15 protein-coding genes, 2 tRNA genes and 1 rRNA gene are annotated in these 17,662 nt (G+C 56.2%); 15 read left to right on the top strand and 3 right to left on the bottom strand.

Going from position 1 to position 17,662, the window contains the following annotated elements; all coding sequences use genetic code 11:
* Window positions 1-8: 8 nt before the first annotated feature.
* The 6 genes from ubiJ to tatD all read left to right on the top strand — a co-directional run bounded on the left by ubiJ (window position 9) and on the right by tatD (window position 4,790).
* Window positions 9-614, top strand: coding sequence for a ubiquinone biosynthesis protein UbiJ (ubiJ, locus tag SPE70_RS00685; protein WP_008807934.1), 606 nt, complete (start codon window positions 9-11; stop codon window positions 612-614).
* Complete coding sequence (ubiB, locus tag SPE70_RS00690; protein ID WP_008807933.1) at window positions 611-2,251, top strand: ubiquinone biosynthesis regulatory protein kinase UbiB; 1,641 nt, start codon at window positions 611-613, stop codon at window positions 2,249-2,251. The genes ubiJ and ubiB overlap by 4 nt, the downstream gene beginning before the upstream one ends.
* Before the next feature lie 129 nt (window positions 2,252-2,380).
* On the top strand, window positions 2,381-2,632 hold the full coding sequence (gene tatA / locus SPE70_RS00695; RefSeq protein WP_002883425.1) for a Sec-independent protein translocase subunit TatA: 252 nt from the start codon (window positions 2,381-2,383) through the stop codon (window positions 2,630-2,632).
* A 3-nt stretch (window positions 2,633-2,635) separates the two neighbouring features.
* Entirely contained in the window at window positions 2,636-3,172 is a 537-nt protein-coding gene (gene tatB / locus SPE70_RS00700) for a Sec-independent protein translocase protein TatB (RefSeq protein ID WP_023323445.1), read from the top strand.
* 2 nt (window positions 3,173-3,174) lie between these two features.
* Window positions 3,175-3,954, top strand: a complete 780-nt coding sequence (gene tatC, locus SPE70_RS00705) for a Sec-independent protein translocase subunit TatC (protein WP_004886745.1) — start codon at window positions 3,175-3,177, stop codon at window positions 3,952-3,954.
* Between the two features lie 32 nt (window positions 3,955-3,986).
* Window positions 3,987-4,790, top strand: coding sequence for a 3'-5' ssDNA/RNA exonuclease TatD (gene tatD, locus SPE70_RS00710; RefSeq protein ID WP_163593179.1), 804 nt, complete (start codon window positions 3,987-3,989; stop codon window positions 4,788-4,790).
* Here the strand turns inward: tatD and rfaH are convergent.
* A complete protein-coding gene (gene rfaH / locus SPE70_RS00715; protein ID WP_022065870.1) occupies window positions 4,787-5,275 on the bottom strand; it encodes a transcription/translation regulatory transformer protein RfaH in 489 nt (162 codons plus the stop codon). The genes tatD and rfaH overlap by 4 nt on opposite strands.
* A 178-nt stretch (window positions 5,276-5,453) precedes the next feature.
* Between rfaH and ubiD the strand changes: the two genes are divergently transcribed.
* Together ubiD and fre are read left to right on the top strand one after the other, a co-directional pair.
* Window positions 5,454-6,923: a 4-hydroxy-3-polyprenylbenzoate decarboxylase gene (ubiD, locus tag SPE70_RS00720; RefSeq protein WP_008807929.1), complete on the top strand. Its 1,470-nt coding sequence runs from the start codon at window positions 5,454-5,456 to the stop codon at window positions 6,921-6,923.
* A 55-nt stretch (window positions 6,924-6,978) separates the two neighbouring features.
* The gene (gene fre, locus SPE70_RS00725) at window positions 6,979-7,680 is read left to right on the top strand and encodes an NAD(P)H-flavin reductase (protein ID WP_008807928.1); all 702 of its coding nucleotides are present in this window, start codon (window positions 6,979-6,981) and stop codon (window positions 7,678-7,680) included.
* 106 nt (window positions 7,681-7,786) lie between these two features.
* Here fre and fadA read toward each other — a convergent pair whose 3' ends face one another.
* Window positions 7,787-8,950 (bottom strand): acetyl-CoA C-acyltransferase FadA, encoded by a 1,164-nt coding sequence (fadA, locus tag SPE70_RS00730; RefSeq protein ID WP_008807927.1) that lies wholly within the window; start codon window positions 8,948-8,950, stop codon window positions 7,787-7,789.
* Window positions 8,951-8,959: 9 nt separating this feature from the next.
* Window positions 8,960-11,149, bottom strand: coding sequence for a fatty acid oxidation complex subunit alpha FadB (fadB, locus tag SPE70_RS00735; RefSeq protein ID WP_012543218.1), 2,190 nt, complete (start codon window positions 11,147-11,149; stop codon window positions 8,960-8,962).
* Between the two features lie 191 nt (window positions 11,150-11,340).
* Between fadB and pepQ the strand changes: the two genes are divergently transcribed.
* From pepQ to SPE70_RS00770, 7 genes are all read left to right on the top strand, one after another.
* Entirely contained in the window at window positions 11,341-12,672 is a 1,332-nt protein-coding gene (gene pepQ, locus SPE70_RS00740; RefSeq protein ID WP_012969182.1) for a Xaa-Pro dipeptidase, read from the top strand.
* A complete protein-coding gene (locus tag SPE70_RS00745) occupies window positions 12,672-13,286 on the top strand; it encodes an IMPACT family protein (protein WP_008807924.1) in 615 nt (204 codons plus the stop codon). Before pepQ ends, SPE70_RS00745 begins: the two co-directional genes overlap by 1 nt.
* A gap of 39 nt (window positions 13,287-13,325) precedes the next feature.
* Complete coding sequence (gene trkH, locus SPE70_RS00750) at window positions 13,326-14,777, top strand: Trk system potassium transporter TrkH (protein ID WP_008807923.1); 1,452 nt, start codon at window positions 13,326-13,328, stop codon at window positions 14,775-14,777.
* Between the two features lie 11 nt (window positions 14,778-14,788).
* Window positions 14,789-15,322, top strand: a complete 534-nt coding sequence (gene hemG / locus SPE70_RS00755) for a menaquinone-dependent protoporphyrinogen IX dehydrogenase (RefSeq protein WP_050887809.1) — start codon at window positions 14,789-14,791, stop codon at window positions 15,320-15,322.
* Window positions 15,323-15,710: 388 nt separating this feature from the next.
* A 16S ribosomal RNA gene (locus tag SPE70_RS00760) occupies window positions 15,711-17,250 on the top strand.
* 69 nt (window positions 17,251-17,319) lie between these two features.
* Window positions 17,320-17,396, top strand: a tRNA-Ile gene (locus SPE70_RS00765).
* 36 nt (window positions 17,397-17,432) lie between these two features.
* Window positions 17,433-17,508, top strand: a tRNA-Ala gene (locus tag SPE70_RS00770).
* The last annotated feature ends 154 nt before the right edge of the window (window positions 17,509-17,662 follow it).

Genomic DNA, 17,662 nt, shown 5'->3' on the forward strand with positions numbered 1-17,662 from the left:
GGGACGCTATGCCTTTCACACCCCTGGTGACCGCTAGCATTGAGACGGCGCTGAATACTTTTCTCTGGCGTGACAAGGCGCTAAAACCCGCTCGTCAGCGCCTGCTGGGTAAGGTATTGCGAGTTCAACTGCAGGACTTCTCCACCCCGATCGTACTGGCGTTCAGCGAACGCCAGGTTGATGTCCTGAGCGCCTGGGAGGGAGAGGCCGACTGCACTGTGATTACCCGGCTCAGCGTGCTGCCCAAACTGCGTAATCGTCAGCAGCTCACGGCGCTTATCCGTAGCGGAGATCTGGAAGTGCAGGGCGATCTGCAGGTGGTGCAGAATATGGTCTCCCTGTGCGATCTGGCGGAGTTCGATCCCGCTGAACTGCTGGCGCCTTATACTGGCGATATCGTGGCTGAAGGCGTTGGCAAAGTCCTCCGCGGCGGCGCTCAGTTTTTACTGAAAGGCGCGCAGCGCCAGCAGCGCTATGTCGCAGAAGCGATCACTGAAGAGTGGCGACTGGCACCGGGGCCGCTGGAGCTGGCATGGTTTGCGGAAGAAACGACGGCTATTGAACGCGCGCTGGCCGCACTGGAAAAACGGCTGGAAACGCTGGAGGGCAAATGACGCCAGGAGAATTACGGCGCCTGTATTTCATCATCCACACCTTTTTGAGCTACGGGCTCGATGAGCTCATCCCCAAAATTCGTCTCACGCTGCCGCTGCGTATCTGGCGGCGGATGCTGTTCTGGATGCCAAATCGTCATCAAGACCAACCCCTTGGCACTCGTCTGCGCCTGGCGCTTCAGGAGCTGGGGCCGGTGTGGATTAAATTTGGCCAGATGCTTTCCACCCGCCGGGATCTCTTCCCGCCGCATATTGCCGATCAGCTGGCGCTGTTGCAGGACCGCGTAGCGCCCTTTGAAGGAAAGCTCGCGCAGCAGCAGATAGAGAAAGCGATGGGGGGCCTGCCGGTGGAAGCCTGGTTTGATGATTTCTCCGTAGAGCCGTTAGCCTCGGCGTCCATCGCCCAGGTGCATACCGCACGTCTGAAAGAGAATGGCAAAGAGGTGGTGATCAAGGTTATCCGCCCGGATATTTTGCCGATCATTAAAGCGGACATGAAGCTCATCTACCGCCTGGCGCGCTGGGTACCGCGTCTGCTGCCTGACGGCCGCCGTCTGCGCCCGCAGGAGGTGGTTCGCGAATATGAAAAAACGCTGCTGGACGAGCTGAACCTGTTGCGGGAATCCGCCAACGCCATTCAGCTGCGGCGTAATTTCGAAGATAGTCCGATGCTGTACGTGCCGGAGGTGTACCCCGACTACTGCAGCGAAAGCATGATGGTGATGGAGCGCATCTACGGTATCCCGGTGTCCGACGTGGAGGCGCTGGAGGCCCAGGGGACCAACATGCAGCTGCTGGCGGAGCGGGGCGTGCAGGTCTTCTTTACCCAGGTGTTCCGCGACAGCTTCTTTCATGCCGATATGCACCCTGGCAACATATTCGTCAGCTACGAGCACCCGGAAGATCCGCAGTATATCGGCATCGACTGCGGTATTGTCGGCTCGCTGAACAAAGAAGATAAGCGCTATCTGGCGGAAAACTTTATCGCCTTCTTTAACCGCGATTATCGTAAGGTGGCTGAGCTGCACGTCGATTCCGGTTGGGTACCGCCCGATACGAATGTCGAAGAGTTTGAGTTCGCGATCCGCACGGTCTGCGAGCCGATCTTTGAGAAGCCGCTGGCGGAGATCTCCTTCGGCCACGTGCTGCTTAATCTGTTCAATACCGCGCGGCGTTTCAATATGGAAGTCCAGCCGCAGCTCGTTTTACTACAGAAGACATTACTTTACGTAGAAGGGGTAGGCCGGCAGCTCTATCCTCAGTTAGACTTGTGGAAAACGGCGAAGCCTTTCCTCGAGTCGTGGATCAAAGATCAGGTCGGCATTCCGGCGCTGGTGCGCGCGTTTAAAGACAAAGCGCCGTTCTGGATCGAAAGAATGCCTGAAATACCTGAGCTGGTGTACCAGAGCCTGCAGCAGAGCAAACAGCTGCAGACCAGCGTCGATACCATCGTGCGGGATATGCATGTGCGTCATGTGCGCCAGGGCCAATCCCGTTATCTGTTTGGTATAGGCGCGGTTTTATTGCTCAGTGGTACGCTGCTCTTTATCCATCGCCCTGAGTGGGGAATGATGCCCGGCTGGTTGATGGCCGGCGGTGTGGTGACCTGGCTGATTGGCTGGCGGAAAACCCACTGATCGGTTCGCCTCTTCATGACGCAGGCTTATTTGCGCAAAATCATGCCGGCGGCCTGACGAAGAGGCGGCTCGCAGGATGGCGTGTATAATGCGTCCACATAATTCATCATCTGTCATAGGGGAACGTGTATGGGTGGTATCAGTATTTGGCAGTTATTAATTGTTGTCGTCATCGTAGTTCTGCTTTTTGGGACGAAGAAGCTGAGCTCACTGGGGTCAGACTTAGGGGCATCTATCAAAGGCTTTAAAAAAGCCATGAGTGATGATGATAAACCCGAAAAGTCGGCGCCAGACGCAGATTTCACGGCGAAAACCATCGCCGATAAACAGGATGATGCAAAAAAAGACGAGACAAAACGCCACGACAAAGAGCAGGTGTAACTCGTGTTCGATATTGGTTTTAGTGAACTACTGCTGGTGTTTGTGATTGGCCTCATTGTTCTGGGGCCACAGCGGCTTCCCGTCGCGGTTAAAACGGTGGTTGGCTGGATCCGTACGCTACGCTCGCTGGCGACCACGGTACAAAATGAGCTGGCCCAGGAGCTAAAACTGCAGGAGTTCCAGGAGAGCCTCAAGAAGGTGGAAAAGGCCAGCCTGAATAACCTGACGCCGGAGCTGAAAGCCTCCATGGATGAACTGCGCGAGGCCGCGGAGTCGATGAAGCGCTCCTATAGCGCCCACGATCCTGAAAAGGCCAGCGACGAAGCCAATACCATCCTTAATCCGGTGGTGAAAGGCAGTGAAGCGCAGCGCCAGGACGTCACGCCGGCGACGGCAGAACATCAGGCCAGCGCTCCGGCTCATGCGCCGGGTCCCGTCGTCGATGAGCAACCCGCTTCACCGGCTGAACTTCCGGCAGAGAAAACATCCGCTACGGCGGCAGCCCCTCATTCTTCCCCCGCATCGAGTGATAAACCGTAAACATGGGCGTAGACGATACACAACCGCTAATTTCGCATCTGATTGAGCTGCGCAAGCGTCTGCTCAACAGCATCATTGCTATTCTGGTGATCTTCCTGGCGCTGGTCTATTTCGCCAATGATATCTACCAGCTGGTCTCGGCCCCGCTTATCAGCAAGATGCCGGTGGGCGCGACGATGATCGCTACTGATGTCGCTTCACCTTTCTTTACGCCGATAAAGCTGACCTTCATGGTGTCGGTGATCCTGTCAGTGCCGATTATTCTTTACCAGGTATGGGCCTTCGTCGCGCCGGCGCTGTATAAGCACGAGCGCCGGCTGGTGGTGCCTTTACTGGTATCCAGTACGCTGCTGTTCTATATCGGCATGGCTTTCGCTTATTTTGTCGTGTTTCCGCTGGCGTTCGGCTTCCTGACCCATGCTGCACCGGAGGGGGTGCTGGTCTCGACCGATATCCGCAGCTATCTCGACTTCGTGATGGCGCTGTTTATGGCTTTCGGGGTCTCTTTTGAGGTGCCGGTCGCCATTGTGCTGCTCTGCTGGATGGGCGTTACTACGCCGGAAGAGCTGCGCAAAAAACGGCCGTATGTCCTGGTGGGCGCCTTCGTGGTGGGTATGCTGCTGACGCCGCCGGACGTATTCTCGCAGACGCTGCTGGCCATTCCGATGTACTGTCTGTTTGAAGTCGGGGTGTTCTTCGCCCGCTTCTACACCGGGAAGCGCCTGACGCGTGATGACGACGCTGCGGCCGAAGCTGAAGCCGCGGAGCACAGAGAAGAGTAATACCGCCAACCGCCCGTCAGGGCGGTTGTCATATGGGAGCGATCATGTTTGATATCGGCGTTAATCTCACCAGTTCGCAGTTTTCCCGCGACCATGATGAGGTGGTGGCGCGCGCCCGGGCGGCGGGGGTTCACGGCATGCTGCTGACCGGCACAAATTTGCCGGAGAGCCAGCAGGCCCAGAGAATGGCGAGCCGCTATTCCGGCTGCTGGTCCACGGCGGGGGTTCATCCCCATGATGGCAGCAGCTGGACGCCAGCGGTCGCCGAGGCGATTTATACCCTCGCCCGCGAGCCACAGGTGGTGGCGATAGGTGAGTGCGGTCTGGATTTCAACCGTAATTTCTCCACGCCGCAGGAGCAGGAGGCAGCGTTCAGCGCCCAGCTGGCGCTGGCCGCTGAGCTGTCGATGCCGGTGTTTTTACACTGCCGCGACGCCCACGACCGGTTTCTGGCGTTGCTTAAACCCTGGCTTGAGAAGATCCCGGGCGCGGTGCTGCACTGCTTTACCGGCAGCCGCAGCGAGGTGCAGGAATGCCTGGATCTGGGCCTGTTTATCGGTATTACCGGTTGGGTATGCGATGAGCGGCGGGGACTGGAGCTGCGCGAGCTGCTGCCGGCGATCCCGGCGGAACGTCTGCTGCTGGAGACCGATGCGCCTTATCTGCTGCCTCGCGACCTCAAGCCGAGACCGGCCTCGCGGCGTAACGAGCCCGCGTATTTGCCGCATATCCTGGCCAGCGTCGCGAGCTGGCGGGGCGAAGAGACGCAATGGCTGGAGGCGCAAACGGACGCAAACGTCAGGACGCTGTTTGGCATCGACGTTAACGGCGTTTAGATTTTCTGGAAGTCGGTATTTTTAACGCTCTGCAGGACTTGCTTATTCAGCAGGTTTAACAGCAACATAGAACGAGCTTCGCCGTCCGGCTCGGTGAAGATAGCCTGTAAGCCTTCGAACGCGCCGTCGGTGATTAGCACGCTATCGCCCTCATGCGGCGTTTCCGGGTCGGTAATGCCTTCTGGTTCGTAGATAGAGAGCTGATGAATCACCGCCGAGGGAACGACAGCGGGCAGGGCGCCAAAGCGCACGAAGTTGTTAACCCCGCGGGTGGCGCTGATGGTAGTGGTATGAATCACCTCTGGATCGAACTCAATAAACAGGTAGTTCGGGAACAGCGGTTCGCTGACCATGGTGCGTTTACCGCGAATGATTTTTTCCAGCGCAATCGTCGGCATCAGGCAGTTAACTGACTGACGTTCCAGATGTTCCTGGGCTCGTTGTAGCTGCCCACGTTTGCAATACAGTAAGTACCAGGCTTGCATAATGACTCATTCCACTTCTAATAACGGCAAGCATAACAAATGGCTGGTGTAATCGCGAAAGCCATTATAATTGAAATCCAAATTTCAGCGTTCTTTCACGCTAATTTAACAAAATTACAGCATCGCGCCGTCGAACACCGTATAATTAGCCGCCTGTAGAGAGGTCAATAACACTTTCATGAAATACCACGATCTTCGCGACTTTCTGACACTCCTGGAACAACAGGGCGAACTAAAACGTATCACTCTGCCGGTCGATCCTCACCTGGAAATCACCGAAATTGCCGACCGGACCCTGCGTGCCGGTGGCCCGGCGCTGCTGTTTGAAAACCCGAAAGGCTACTCGATGCCGGTGCTGTGCAATCTGTTTGGCACGCCGCGTCGTGTGGCGCTAGGGATGGGGCAGGAAGACGTCAGTTCGCTACGGGAAGTCGGGAAGCTATTGGCCTTTCTGAAAGAGCCGGAACCGCCAAAAGGCTTCCGCGATCTGTTTGATAAGCTGCCGCAGTTCAAGCAAGTGCTGAATATGCCGACCAAACGCCTGCGCGGTGCGCCCTGCCAACAAAAAATCATCCAGGGCGATGACGTCGACCTGAATAAAATCCCGATTATGACCTGCTGGCCGGAAGATGCCGCGCCGCTGATCACCTGGGGGCTGACGGTGACCCGCGGGCCGCACAAAGAGCGGCAGAACCTGGGAATTTATCGCCAGCAGCTGATCGGTAAAAATAAACTCATCATGCGTTGGTTATCCCACCGCGGCGGCGCGCTCGATTTCCAGGAGTGGTGCGCGGCGCATCCCGGCGAGCGCTTCCCGGTTTCCGTGGCGCTTGGCGCCGATCCGGCGACCATTCTTGGCGCGGTGACGCCGGTGCCCGATACCTTGTCGGAATATGCTTTCGCAGGCTTGCTGCGCGGCACCAAGACCGAAGTGGTGAAGTGCGTTTCCAATGACCTTGAAGTCCCGGCCAGCGCGGAAATTGTGCTCGAAGGTTACATTGAGGCCGGTGAGATGGCGCCGGAAGGCCCGTATGGCGATCATACTGGCTACTACAATGAAGTGGATAGCTTCCCGGTGTTTACGGTAACCCACATTACCCAGCGCGAAGACGCGATTTATCATTCGACCTATACCGGTCGTCCGCCGGATGAACCTGCGGTGCTGGGCGTGGCGCTGAACGAAGTCTTTGTGCCGATTCTGCAAAAGCAGTTCCCGGAAATCGTCGACTTTTATCTGCCGCCGGAAGGGTGTTCCTATCGCCTGGCGGTGGTGACCATGAAAAAACAGTACGCGGGCCATGCCAAGCGCGTGATGATGGGCGTCTGGTCATTCCTGCGCCAGTTCATGTATACCAAATTCGTGATCGTATGCGATGACGACGTCAACGCACGCGACTGGAACGACGTGATTTGGGCGATTACTACCCGTATGGACCCGGCTCGTGATACGGTACTGGTAGAAAATACGCCAATAGATTATCTGGATTTTGCCTCGCCGGTTTCCGGCCTGGGTTCAAAAATGGGGCTGGATGCCACAAATAAATGGCCTGGCGAAACCCAGCGTGAATGGGGTCGTCCAATCAAAAAAGATCCTCAGGTGACGGCGCGCATCGACGCCATCTGGGATGAACTGGCCATCTTTAAATAACAGTAAGCGGGGCTAACGCCGCTGTTTTGCTCTATAGACCCGACAGAGGGGACGCATGACAACCTTAAGCTGTAAAGTGACCTCAGTGGAGGCGATTACCGATACCGTGTATCGCGTTCGATTAGTACCGGAAGCGGCATTCTCTTTCCGCGCTGGCCAGTATCTGATGGTGGTAATGGACGAGCGCGATAAGCGTCCGTTCTCTATGGCTTCCACGCCGTCAGAGCACGAGTTTATCGAGCTGCATATCGGTGCTTCTGAACTCAATCTGTATGCGATGGCGGTGATGGATCGCATTCTGAAAGAGCGTGAAATTGAGGTTGATATTCCGCATGGCGAAGCGTGGCTGCGCGATGACGAAGATCGCCCGCTGATTCTGATCGCCGGCGGTACCGGATTCTCTTATGTGCGTTCTATTCTGTTAACCGCGCTGGCGCGTAACCCGGATCGCGATATCGCCATTTATTGGGGCGGCCGCGAGGCTAAGCATTTGTACGATCTGGCCGAGCTGGAAGCGTTAAGCATCAAGCATCCGAATCTGCGCATCGAGCCGGTGGTCGAGCAACCGGAAGAAGGGTGGCGCGGTCGTTCCGGTACGGTACTGACTGCCGTGCTACAGGATTACGGCACGCTGGCCGAGCATGATATCTACATTGCCGGTCGTTTTGAGATGGCCAAGATTGCCCGCGACCTGTTCTGCAACGAACGCGGCGCGCGCGAAGATCGCCTGTTTGGCGACGCGTTTGCCTTTATCTGAAAATAAAAAACCCGCCCCTGACAGGCGGGAAGAACGGCAACTAAACCTGCTCTCTTCGCCATTGCTGCCTGTTTCTGGTCGCAATGGCGTTGAGATAACCCTTCGATTAAATCCGCTCAAACACAGTGGCAATACCCTGACCTAAACCGATACACATGGTCGCCAGACCGAACTGAGCGTCTTTGCGTTCCATCTGATTGATCAACGTGGTGCTAATGCGCGCCCCGGAGCAGCCCAGCGGATGTCCGAGCGCGATCGCGCCGCCGTTGAGGTTGATCTTCTCGTCAATCTGCTCCATTAAGCCCAGATCTTTAATACACGGCAGGATCTGCGCGGCAAACGCTTCATTCATTTCAAAGACGTCGATATCGCTGGTGGATAAGCCCGCTTTTTTCAGCGCCAGCTTTGAGGCCGGAACCGGGCCATAACCCATAATGGACGGGTCGCAGCCGACCACCGCCATCGAACGGACGCGGGCGCGTGGCTTCAGCCCCAGCTCGCGGGCGCGGCTTTCGCTCATCAGCAGCATTGCCGCCGCGCCGTCGGAAAGGGCGGAAGAGGTGCCTGCCGTTACCGTGCCGGTCACCGGATCAAATGCCGGTCTCAGCGCCGCCAGCGCTTCGACGGTGGTTTCCGGGCGGATCACTTCGTCATAGTTAAAAGACTTCAGTACGCCATCGGCATCGTGGCCACCGGTCGGGATAATCTCGGCTTTGAAGGCGCCTGATTGGGTCGCCGCCCAGGCGCGAGCGTGAGAGCGTGCGGCGAACTGATCCTGCATTTCGCGGCTGATGCCGTGCAGACGCGCCAGCATTTCCGCGGTCAGCCCCATCATGCCGGCGGCTTTCGCCACATTACGGCTGAGGCCCGGATGGAAATCGACACCGTGGCTCATTGGCACATGGCCCATGTGCTCAACGCCGCCAATCAGGCAGACGCTGGCATCGCCGGTCATGATCATACGGGCCGCATCGTGCAGCGCCTGCATGGAGGAACCGCACAGACGGTTAACCGTCGTCGCCGGTACCGAGTGCGGGATTTCTGCCAGCAGCGCGGCGTTACGCGCAATGTTGAAACCCTGCTCCAGCGTTTGTTGCACGCAGCCCCAGTAAATATCGTCAATCGCGCTCGCCTCAAGCGACGGGTTACGCGAAAGCAGGCTACGCATCAGGTGCGCGGAGAGGTCTTCCGCACGCACGTTGCGAAAGGCGCCGCCCTTCGAACGGCCCATCGGGGTGCGAATTGCATCGACAATGACAACCTGTTCCATTGTGACTCCTTAAGCCGTTTTCAGAGCGCCAACCGGACGGGCTGGCTCTACCTGGGGATAATACGCTTCGTTATGGCGCGCTTTGTCACGCAGACCGGCTGGCACTTCATACAGCGGGCCAAGGTGCTGGTATTGCTGTGCCATATCGAGATACTTCGCGCTGCCGATGGTGTCCAGCCAGCGGAATGCGCCGCCGTGGAACGGAGGGAAGCCCAGGCCGTATACCAGCGCCATATCCGCTTCCGCCGGGCTGGCGATAATGCCTTCTTCCAGGCAGCGGACGACTTCGTTAACCATCGGGATCATCATGCGGGCGATAATCTCTTCATCGCTGAAATCGCGCTTCGGCTGGCTGACGTCGGCCAGCAGGCTGTCGACGGCAGCGTCTTCTTCTTTCTTCGGCTTACCTTTGCTGTCTTCTTTATAACGCCAGAAACCGAGGCCGTTCTTCTGGCCGAAACGGTTGGCGTCAAACAGGGCGTCGATGGCGTCGCGATAATCTTTCTGCATCCGCTGCGGGAAGCCCGCCGCCATCACGGCCTGAGCATGGTGGGCGGTATCGATGCCGACAACATCCAGCAGATAGGCCGGGCCCATTGGCCAGCCAAACTGTTTTTCCATCACTTTGTCGACCTTGCGGAAATCCGCCCCGTCGCGCAGCAGCTGGCTGAAGCCGGCGAAGTAGGGGAACAGCACGCGGTTGACGAAGAAGCCGGGACAATCATTCACCACGATTGGCGTCTTGCCCATTTTGCTGGCCCAGGCCACAACTTTGGCAATGGTCTTATCCGAGGTTTTTTCGCCGCGGATCACTTCAACCAGCGGCATGCGATGCACCGGGTTAAAGAAGTGCATACCGCAGAAGTTTTCCGGGCGTTGCAGAACGCTGGCCAGTTCGCTGATGGGGATTGTTGAGGTGTTGGATGCCAGCACGGTATCCGGGCGCACTTTTGCCTCGGTTTCGGCCAGCACCGCTTTCTTCACTTTCGGGTTTTCGACCACCGCTTCAACAACCACGTCGACGCGATCAAAACCGCTGTATTCCAGGGTTGGCTGAATGGTGCTGATCACTCCGGCCAGCTTCAGACCGTCGATTTTGCCGCGTTCCAGCTGTTTATTCAGCAGTTTCGCCGCTTCGGTCATGCCCAGGGTCAGCGATTTGTCGCTAATGTCTTTCATCACCACCGGCACGCCTTTCCAGGCCGACTGGTATGCGATACCGCCGCCCATAATGCCAGCGCCCAGGACAGCAGCATGCTTCGGCGTCTCGACATCTTTGGTCAACTTTTTCGCTTTCGCTTTGACGTACTGGTCGTTCAGGAAGATACCAACCAGCGCGCGGGCCTCATTGGTATGGGCCAGCGGGACAAAGCTTTTATTTTCCAGCACCAGGGCTTCTTCACGACCAAGACGTGCGGCGGCTTCAATGGTTTTCACCGCGGTGATCGGCGCCGGGTAATGTTTCCCGGCCGTTTGTGCGACCATGCCTTTGGCAATCGTGAAGCTCATGGTAGCTTCAATTTTGCTGAGCTTCAGCGGCTCTAGTTTCGGCTGACGTTTTGCTTTCCAGTCCAGATCGCCATTAATCGCCTGACGCAGGATCGCCAGCGCGCCGTCACGCAGTTTTTCCGCTGCGACCACACCATCCACCAGGCCGATTTTCAGCGCCTGATCGGCGCCGACGTCTTTCCCGGCGGCAATAATTTCCAGCGCGCTATCGGCGCCGAGCAAGCGTGGCAGACGCACAGAACCGCCGAAGCCCGGCATAATGCCAAGCTTGGTCTCCGGCAGACCGATACGCAGATCCGGCGTCGCCAGGCGGTAATCGGTCGCCAGGACGCATTCACAACCGCCGCCCAGCGCGTAACCATTGACGGCAGAGATCGTCGGGACGGGAAGATCTTCCAGACGATTGAAAACGCTGTTAGCAAAATGCAACCACTGGCTTAACTGCTCCTCAGGGACCAGGAACAGCGAGAGGAATTCGGTGATATCCGCGCCGACGATAAACGCCGCTTTTTCAGAGCGCAGCAGCAGACCTTTGAGATCGTTTTGTTTTTCCAGTACGTCCAGCGCGTGACCGAGGCTGGCTACGGTTGCGGTATCAAGCTTGTTGACCGAACCTGGGGCATCGAACACCAGTTCGGCGATGCCATCTTCCAGCCAGTCGAGGTACAGGGTGTCGCCTTTGTAGAGCATGTCAGTCTCCTGAATCCAGCAATATGATCTGGTCATACCAGATGAAACGGAGTGTGGAATTTATGTTAAAGAATTGCAAATTACTCTTTAAATAATTGCTGGTCGGATCACATCCGGCGGAAATCACCCGCACGCAGGGTGATGTGCTAAGATGCGGAGTATCACGATCCCATAAAAGCAAAGGATGAAAGATGGAATCCCTGTCCGCGCTCTATAAAAATCATATTGTTACCCTACAAGAACGTACCCGCGACGTGCTGGCCCGTTTTCAGATGGATGCGCTGCTGATTCACTCCGGTGAGCTGGTTAACGTCTTCCTTGACGACCACCCGTACCCGTTCAAGGTCAATCCGCAGTTCAAAGCCTGGGTGCCAGTGACGCAGGTGCCTAACTGCTGGCTGCTGGTGGATGGCGTTAACAAACCGAAGCTGTGGTTCTATCTGCCGGTCGATTACTGGCACAACGTCGAGCCGCTACCGACCGCATTCTGGACCGAAGAAGTTGACGTCATTGCTCTGCCGAAGGCCGATGGCATCGGCAGCCAGCTACCTGCCGCTCGCGGTAATATCGGTTATATTGGGCCGGTACCGGAGCGCGCGCTGGGGCTGGGTATCGCTGCGGATAAGATCAACCCGAAAGGGGTTATCGATTACCTGCACTACTATCGGGCTTACAAAACGGATTACGAGCTGGCCTGTATGCGTGAAGCGCAGAAATCGGCGGTCAATGGTCATCGCGCGGCCTATGAAGCTTTCCAGTCCGGGATGAGCGAATTCGATATCAACCAGGCCTATCTCACCGCTACTGGTCACCGCGATACCGACGTGCCTTACAGCAACATTGTCGCGCTGAATGAGCATGCCTCCGTCCTGCACTACACCAAACTGGATCATCGCGCCCCGGCGGAGATGCGCAGCTTCCTGCTCGACGCTGGCGCAGAATATAACGGCTATGCCGCGGATCTGACGCGAACCTGGGCGGCGCACGGCGACAACGACTTTGCCCATCTGATCAAAGACGTTAATGACGAGCAGCTGGCGCTGATTAGCACCATGAAGGCCGGGACTCGTTATGTTGATTACCATATCCAGTTCCATCAGCGCATCGCAAAGCTACTGCGTAAACACCAGTTGGTTACCGACATAAGCGAAGAGGCGATGGTGGAGAATGACCTGACCGGGCCGTTTATGCCGCACGGGATTGGCCATCCGCTGGGTCTGCAGGTGCATGATGTCGCTGGCTTTATGCAGGATGACACCGGTACGCATCTGGCGGCGCCGTCGAAATACCCGTATCTGCGCTGCACCCGTATTATCGAGCCGCGCATGGTGCTGACTATTGAACCCGGCATCTACTTCATCGAGTCGTTACTGGCGCCGTGGCGTGAAGGCCCGTTCAGCAAGCACTTCAACTGGCAGAAAATTGACGCCATGAAGCCGTTTGGCGGGATCCGTATCGAAGATAACGTGGTGGTTCACGAAAACAGCATTGAAAATATGACGCGCGATCTGAAGCTGGCGTAATGGAAAGCTGGTTAATCCCGGCGGCGCCGGTTACCGTCGTTGAGGAGATTAAAAAAAGCCGTTTTATCACGCTGTTGGCGCATACCGACGGCGTGGCGGCGGCAAAAGCGTTTGTCGAGTCCGTCAGAGCGGATCACCCTGATGCCCGCCACCACTGCGTGGCGTGGGTCGCCGGGCCGCCTGATGATTCGCAACAGCTGGGGTTTTCTGACGATGGCGAACCGGCGGGGACGGCGGGTAAACCGATGCTGGCGCAACTGATGGGGTGCGGCGTGGGTGAGATAACCGCTGTCGTCGTGCGCTACTACGGTGGTATCCTGCTGGGCACTGGCGGCCTGGTGAAAGCCTATGGCGGCGGTGTTCATCAGGCGCTGGCGCAGCTGACGACGCAGCGCAAGACACCGTTAACAGCATATACTTTGCAATGTGAGTATGGGCAACTGGCCGGTATCGAAGCGCTGCTCGCCCAATTCTCCGGGAAGGTAGTCGAAAGCGAATATCTGGCGTCGGTTCGGCTGCGCGTGGCGCTTCCCCGGGCCGAAGTGGCGGCTTTTTCAGCAAAACTGGCTGATTTTAGTCGCGGTTCATTGCAATTACTGAAGATTGACGAATAATCCCCTCTGTTTTTTTGCCTATCAAAGGAAGCGCCAGAGATGCATTTTCGCGCCATAACCCGAATCGTTGGACTGTTGGTCATCTTATTTTCGGGGACGATGATCGTTCCGGGATTAGTGGCCCTGATATATCGCGATGGCGCGGGGCGGGCCTTCACGCAAACCTTTTTTGTTGCGCTGGCGATTGGCTCCATGCTGTGGTGGCCGAATCGTAAACAAAAAGGCGAACTGAAATCCCGCGAAGGGTTTCTGATTGTGGTGCTGTTCTGGACCGTGCTGGGGAGCGTGGGGGCCTTGCCCTTTATTTTCGCCGAGCAGCCGAACCTGACGGTGACCGATGCCTTCTTCGAGTCATTTTCCGGCCTGACGACGACCGGAGCGACCACCCTGGTTGGTTTGGACTCATTACCTCATGCAATCCTCTTTTACCGGCAGATGCTGCAATGGTTCGGCGGCATGGGGATCATTGTGCTGGCGGTGGCGATTCTGCCTATCCTCGGCGTAGGGGGGATGCAGCTCTACCGCGCGGAAATGCCCGGTCCGTTGAAAGACAACAAGATGCGCCCGCGTATCGCCGAGACGGCGAAGACGCTGTGGCTTATCTATGTGTTATTGACGATAGCCTGCGCATTGGCGCTCTGGTTTGCCGGTATGCCGGCGTTCGATGCGATTGGGCACAGCTTTGCCACTATCGCCATCGGCGGTTTCTCGACTCACGATGCCAGCGTCGGCTATTTCAATAGCCCGATGATTAACTCTATCATCGCGATCTTTTTGCTGATCTCTGGCTGTAACTACGGTCTGCATTTTTCGTTATTGAGCGGACGCAGCCTGAAGGTGTACTGGCGCGACCCAGAATTTCGCATGTTCATTGGCGTCCAGTTGACGCTGGTCATCATCTGTACGCTGGTGCTATGGCTTCATAACGTGTATGGGTCGGTGCTGACGACGCTGAATCAGGCATTTTTCCAGGTGGTGTCGATGGCGACCACCGCGGGATTCACTACCGATAGCATTGCGCGCTGGCCGCTATTCCTGCCGGTGTTGCTGCTCTGCTCCGCATTTATCGGCGGCTGTGCCGGTTCCACGGGCGGTGGCTTAAAGGTGATCCGTATCCTGTTGCTGTTTAAGCAGGGCAACCGTGAGCTTAAGCGTCTGGTACACCCGAATGCGGTTTATAGCATCAAGTTAGGTAACCGCGCCTTGCCGGAACGTATTCTTGAAGCCGTGTGGGGGTTCTTCTCCGCCTATGCGCTGGTCTTTATCATTAGTATGTTGGCTATTATCGCCACCGGGGTGGATGATTTCTCTGCCTTCGCCTCCGTGGTGGCGACGTTGAACAACCTCGGGCCTGGGCTTGGCGTTGTCGCGGACAACTTTGCCACTATGAACCCGGTCGCGAAATGGATCCTGATTGCTAATATGCTGTTTGGTCGTCTGGAAGTGTTCACCTTACTGGTGCTCTTTACTCCCACTTTCTGGCGCGAATAACAGGAGTGCTCGTGAAAACTTTAATACTCTTCTCCACCCGCGACGGGCAGACCCGTGAAATCGCTTCGTTTCTGGCCTCCGAGCTGAAAGAGCTGGGCATCGACGCGGACATCTTGAACCTGAACCGTACCGATGTCGTCGAATGGCATCACTACGATCGGGTGGTCATCGGCGCGTCGATTCGCTACGGGCACTTTCATCCGGCGGTGGACCGCTTTGTGAAAAAGCATCTGGCATCATTGCAGGCGCTGCCGGGAGCATTCTTCTCTGTTAACCTGGTGGCGCGTAAACCCGAGAAGCGCACGCCGCAGACCAACAGCTATACGCGTAAGTTTCTGCTGAACTCGCCGTGGCAGCCGCAGAGCTGCGCGGTATTTGCCGGCGCGCTGCGCTACCCGCGCTACAGCTGGTACGATCGGTTTATGATCCGCCTGATTATGAAAATGACCGGGGGGGAAACGGATACCCGCAAAGAAGTGGTCTATACCGACTGGCAACAGGTATCCCGGTTTGCTCGGGAAATCGCACAAATGGCGCGCAAATAGCGCGTAAAACTCGCGTTGTGATGGAAAATCGAGCGAACGAAAAGTTTTTTTGAATTTCCCCTTGTCACCTCAGAATTACTCCCTATAATGCGCCTCCACTGACACGGAACAACGGCAAACAAGCCGCCGGGTCAGCGGGGTTCCGGTGAGAACCTCGCAGAGAAAAGCAAAAATAAATGCTTGACTCTGAGGCGGGAAAGCGTAATATGCACACCCCGCGCCGCAGCGAAAAACGAAGCGGCACTGCTCTTTAACAATTTATCAGACAATCTGTGTGGGCACTCAAAGTGACATGGATTCTTAACGTCCTCGGACGAAAAATGAATACCAAGTCTCTGAGTGAACATGCGTAATTCATTACGAAGTTTAATTCACGAGCATCAAACTTAAATTGAAGAGTTTGATCATGGCTCAGATTGAACGCTGGCGGCAGGCCTAACACATGCAAGTCGAGCGGTAGCACAGAGAGCTTGCTCTCGGGTGACGAGCGGCGGACGGGTGAGTAATGTCTGGGAAACTGCCTGATGGAGGGGGATAACTACTGGAAACGGTAGCTAATACCGCATAACGTCGCAAGACCAAAGTGGGGGACCTTCGGGCCTCATGCCATCAGATGTGCCCAGATGGGATTAGCTGGTAGGTGGGGTAACGGCTCACCTAGGCGACGATCCCTAGCTGGTCTGAGAGGATGACCAGCCACACTGGAACTGAGACACGGTCCAGACTCCTACGGGAGGCAGCAGTGGGGAATATTGCACAATGGGCGCAAGCCTGATGCAGCCATGCCGCGTGTGTGAAGAAGGCCTTCGGGTTGTAAAGCACTTTCAGCGGGGAGGAAGGCGGTGAGGTTAATAACCTCACCGATTGACGTTACCCGCAGAAGAAGCACCGGCTAACTCCGTGCCAGCAGCCGCGGTAATACGGAGGGTGCAAGCGTTAATCGGAATTACTGGGCGTAAAGCGCACGCAGGCGGTCTGTCAAGTCGGATGTGAAATCCCCGGGCTCAACCTGGGAACTGCATTCGAAACTGGCAGGCTAGAGTCTTGTAGAGGGGGGTAGAATTCCAGGTGTAGCGGTGAAATGCGTAGAGATCTGGAGGAATACCGGTGGCGAAGGCGGCCCCCTGGACAAAGACTGACGCTCAGGTGCGAAAGCGTGGGGAGCAAACAGGATTAGATACCCTGGTAGTCCACGCTGTAAACGATGTCGATTTGGAGGTTGTGCCCTTGAGGCGTGGCTTCCGGAGCTAACGCGTTAAATCGACCGCCTGGGGAGTACGGCCGCAAGGTTAAAACTCAAATGAATTGACGGGGGCCCGCACAAGCGGTGGAGCATGTGGTTTAATTCGATGCAACGCGAAGAACCTTACCTGGTCTTGACATCCACAGAACTTTCCAGAGATGGATTGGTGCCTTCGGGAACTGTGAGACAGGTGCTGCATGGCTGTCGTCAGCTCGTGTTGTGAAATGTTGGGTTAAGTCCCGCAACGAGCGCAACCCTTATCCTTTGTTGCCAGCGGTTAGGCCGGGAACTCAAAGGAGACTGCCAGTGATAAACTGGAGGAAGGTGGGGATGACGTCAAGTCATCATGGCCCTTACGACCAGGGCTACACACGTGCTACAATGGCATATACAAAGAGAAGCGACCTCGCGAGAGCAAGCGGACCTCATAAAGTATGTCGTAGTCCGGATTGGAGTCTGCAACTCGACTCCATGAAGTCGGAATCGCTAGTAATCGTAGATCAGAATGCTACGGTGAATACGTTCCCGGGCCTTGTACACACCGCCCGTCACACCATGGGAGTGGGTTGCAAAAGAAGTAGGTAGCTTAACCTTCGGGAGGGCGCTTACCACTTTGTGATTCATGACTGGGGTGAAGTCGTAACAAGGTAACCGTAGGGGAACCTGCGGTTGGATCACCTCCTTACCTTAAAGAACCTGCCTTTGTAGTGCTCACACAGATTGTCTGATGAAAAACAGCAGTAAAAACCTCTACAGGCTTGTAGCTCAGGTGGTTAGAGCGCACCCCTGATAAGGGTGAGGTCGGTGGTTCAAGTCCACTCAGGCCTACCAAATTTGCGAAGCAAATTTGAAGAGGTTGCAAACGATGGGGCTATAGCTCAGCTGGGAGAGCGCCTGCTTTGCACGCAGGAGGTCTGCGGTTCGATCCCGCATAGCTCCACCATCTTTACTGCAAACACAAGAAAACTTCAGAGTGAACCTGAAAAGGTGCACTGCGAAGTTTTGCTCTTTAAAAATCTGGATCAAGCTGAAAATTGAAACGACACATCTTTAATGGTGTGTTCGAGTCTCTCAAATTTTCGCGACAAGATGGTGTT

It is taken from the genome of Klebsiella sp. ZJOU C1, assembly GCF_035620215.1.
GTDB classification, from domain to species: Bacteria; Pseudomonadota; Gammaproteobacteria; order Enterobacterales; family Enterobacteriaceae; genus Klebsiella; species Klebsiella variicola.

Excerpts from the sequence above, each read along its gene's own strand:
- ubiJ (WP_008807934.1), top strand. The coding sequence starts at position 9 with ATGCCTTTCACACCCCTGGTGACCGCTAGCATTGAGACGGCGCTGAAT.
- ubiB (WP_008807933.1), top strand. The coding sequence starts at position 611 with ATGACGCCAGGAGAATTACGGCGCCTGTATTTCATCATCCACACCTTT.
- tatA (WP_002883425.1), top strand. The coding sequence starts at position 2,381 with ATGGGTGGTATCAGTATTTGGCAGTTATTAATTGTTGTCGTCATCGTA.
- tatC (WP_004886745.1), top strand. The coding sequence starts at position 3,175 with ATGGGCGTAGACGATACACAACCGCTAATTTCGCATCTGATTGAGCTG.
- tatD (WP_163593179.1), top strand. The coding sequence starts at position 3,987 with ATGGGAGCGATCATGTTTGATATCGGCGTTAATCTCACCAGTTCGCAG.
- rfaH (WP_022065870.1), bottom strand. The coding sequence starts at position 5,275 with ATGCAAGCCTGGTACTTACTGTATTGCAAACGTGGGCAGCTACAACGA.
- ubiD (WP_008807929.1), top strand. The coding sequence starts at position 5,454 with ATGAAATACCACGATCTTCGCGACTTTCTGACACTCCTGGAACAACAG.
- fre (WP_008807928.1), top strand. The coding sequence starts at position 6,979 with ATGACAACCTTAAGCTGTAAAGTGACCTCAGTGGAGGCGATTACCGAT.
- fadA (WP_008807927.1), bottom strand. The coding sequence starts at position 8,950 with ATGGAACAGGTTGTCATTGTCGATGCAATTCGCACCCCGATGGGCCGT.
- fadB (WP_012543218.1), bottom strand. The coding sequence starts at position 11,149 with ATGCTCTACAAAGGCGACACCCTGTACCTCGACTGGCTGGAAGATGGC.
- pepQ (WP_012969182.1), top strand. The coding sequence starts at position 11,341 with ATGGAATCCCTGTCCGCGCTCTATAAAAATCATATTGTTACCCTACAA.
- SPE70_RS00745 (WP_008807924.1), top strand. The coding sequence starts at position 12,672 with ATGGAAAGCTGGTTAATCCCGGCGGCGCCGGTTACCGTCGTTGAGGAG.
- trkH (WP_008807923.1), top strand. The coding sequence starts at position 13,326 with ATGCATTTTCGCGCCATAACCCGAATCGTTGGACTGTTGGTCATCTTA.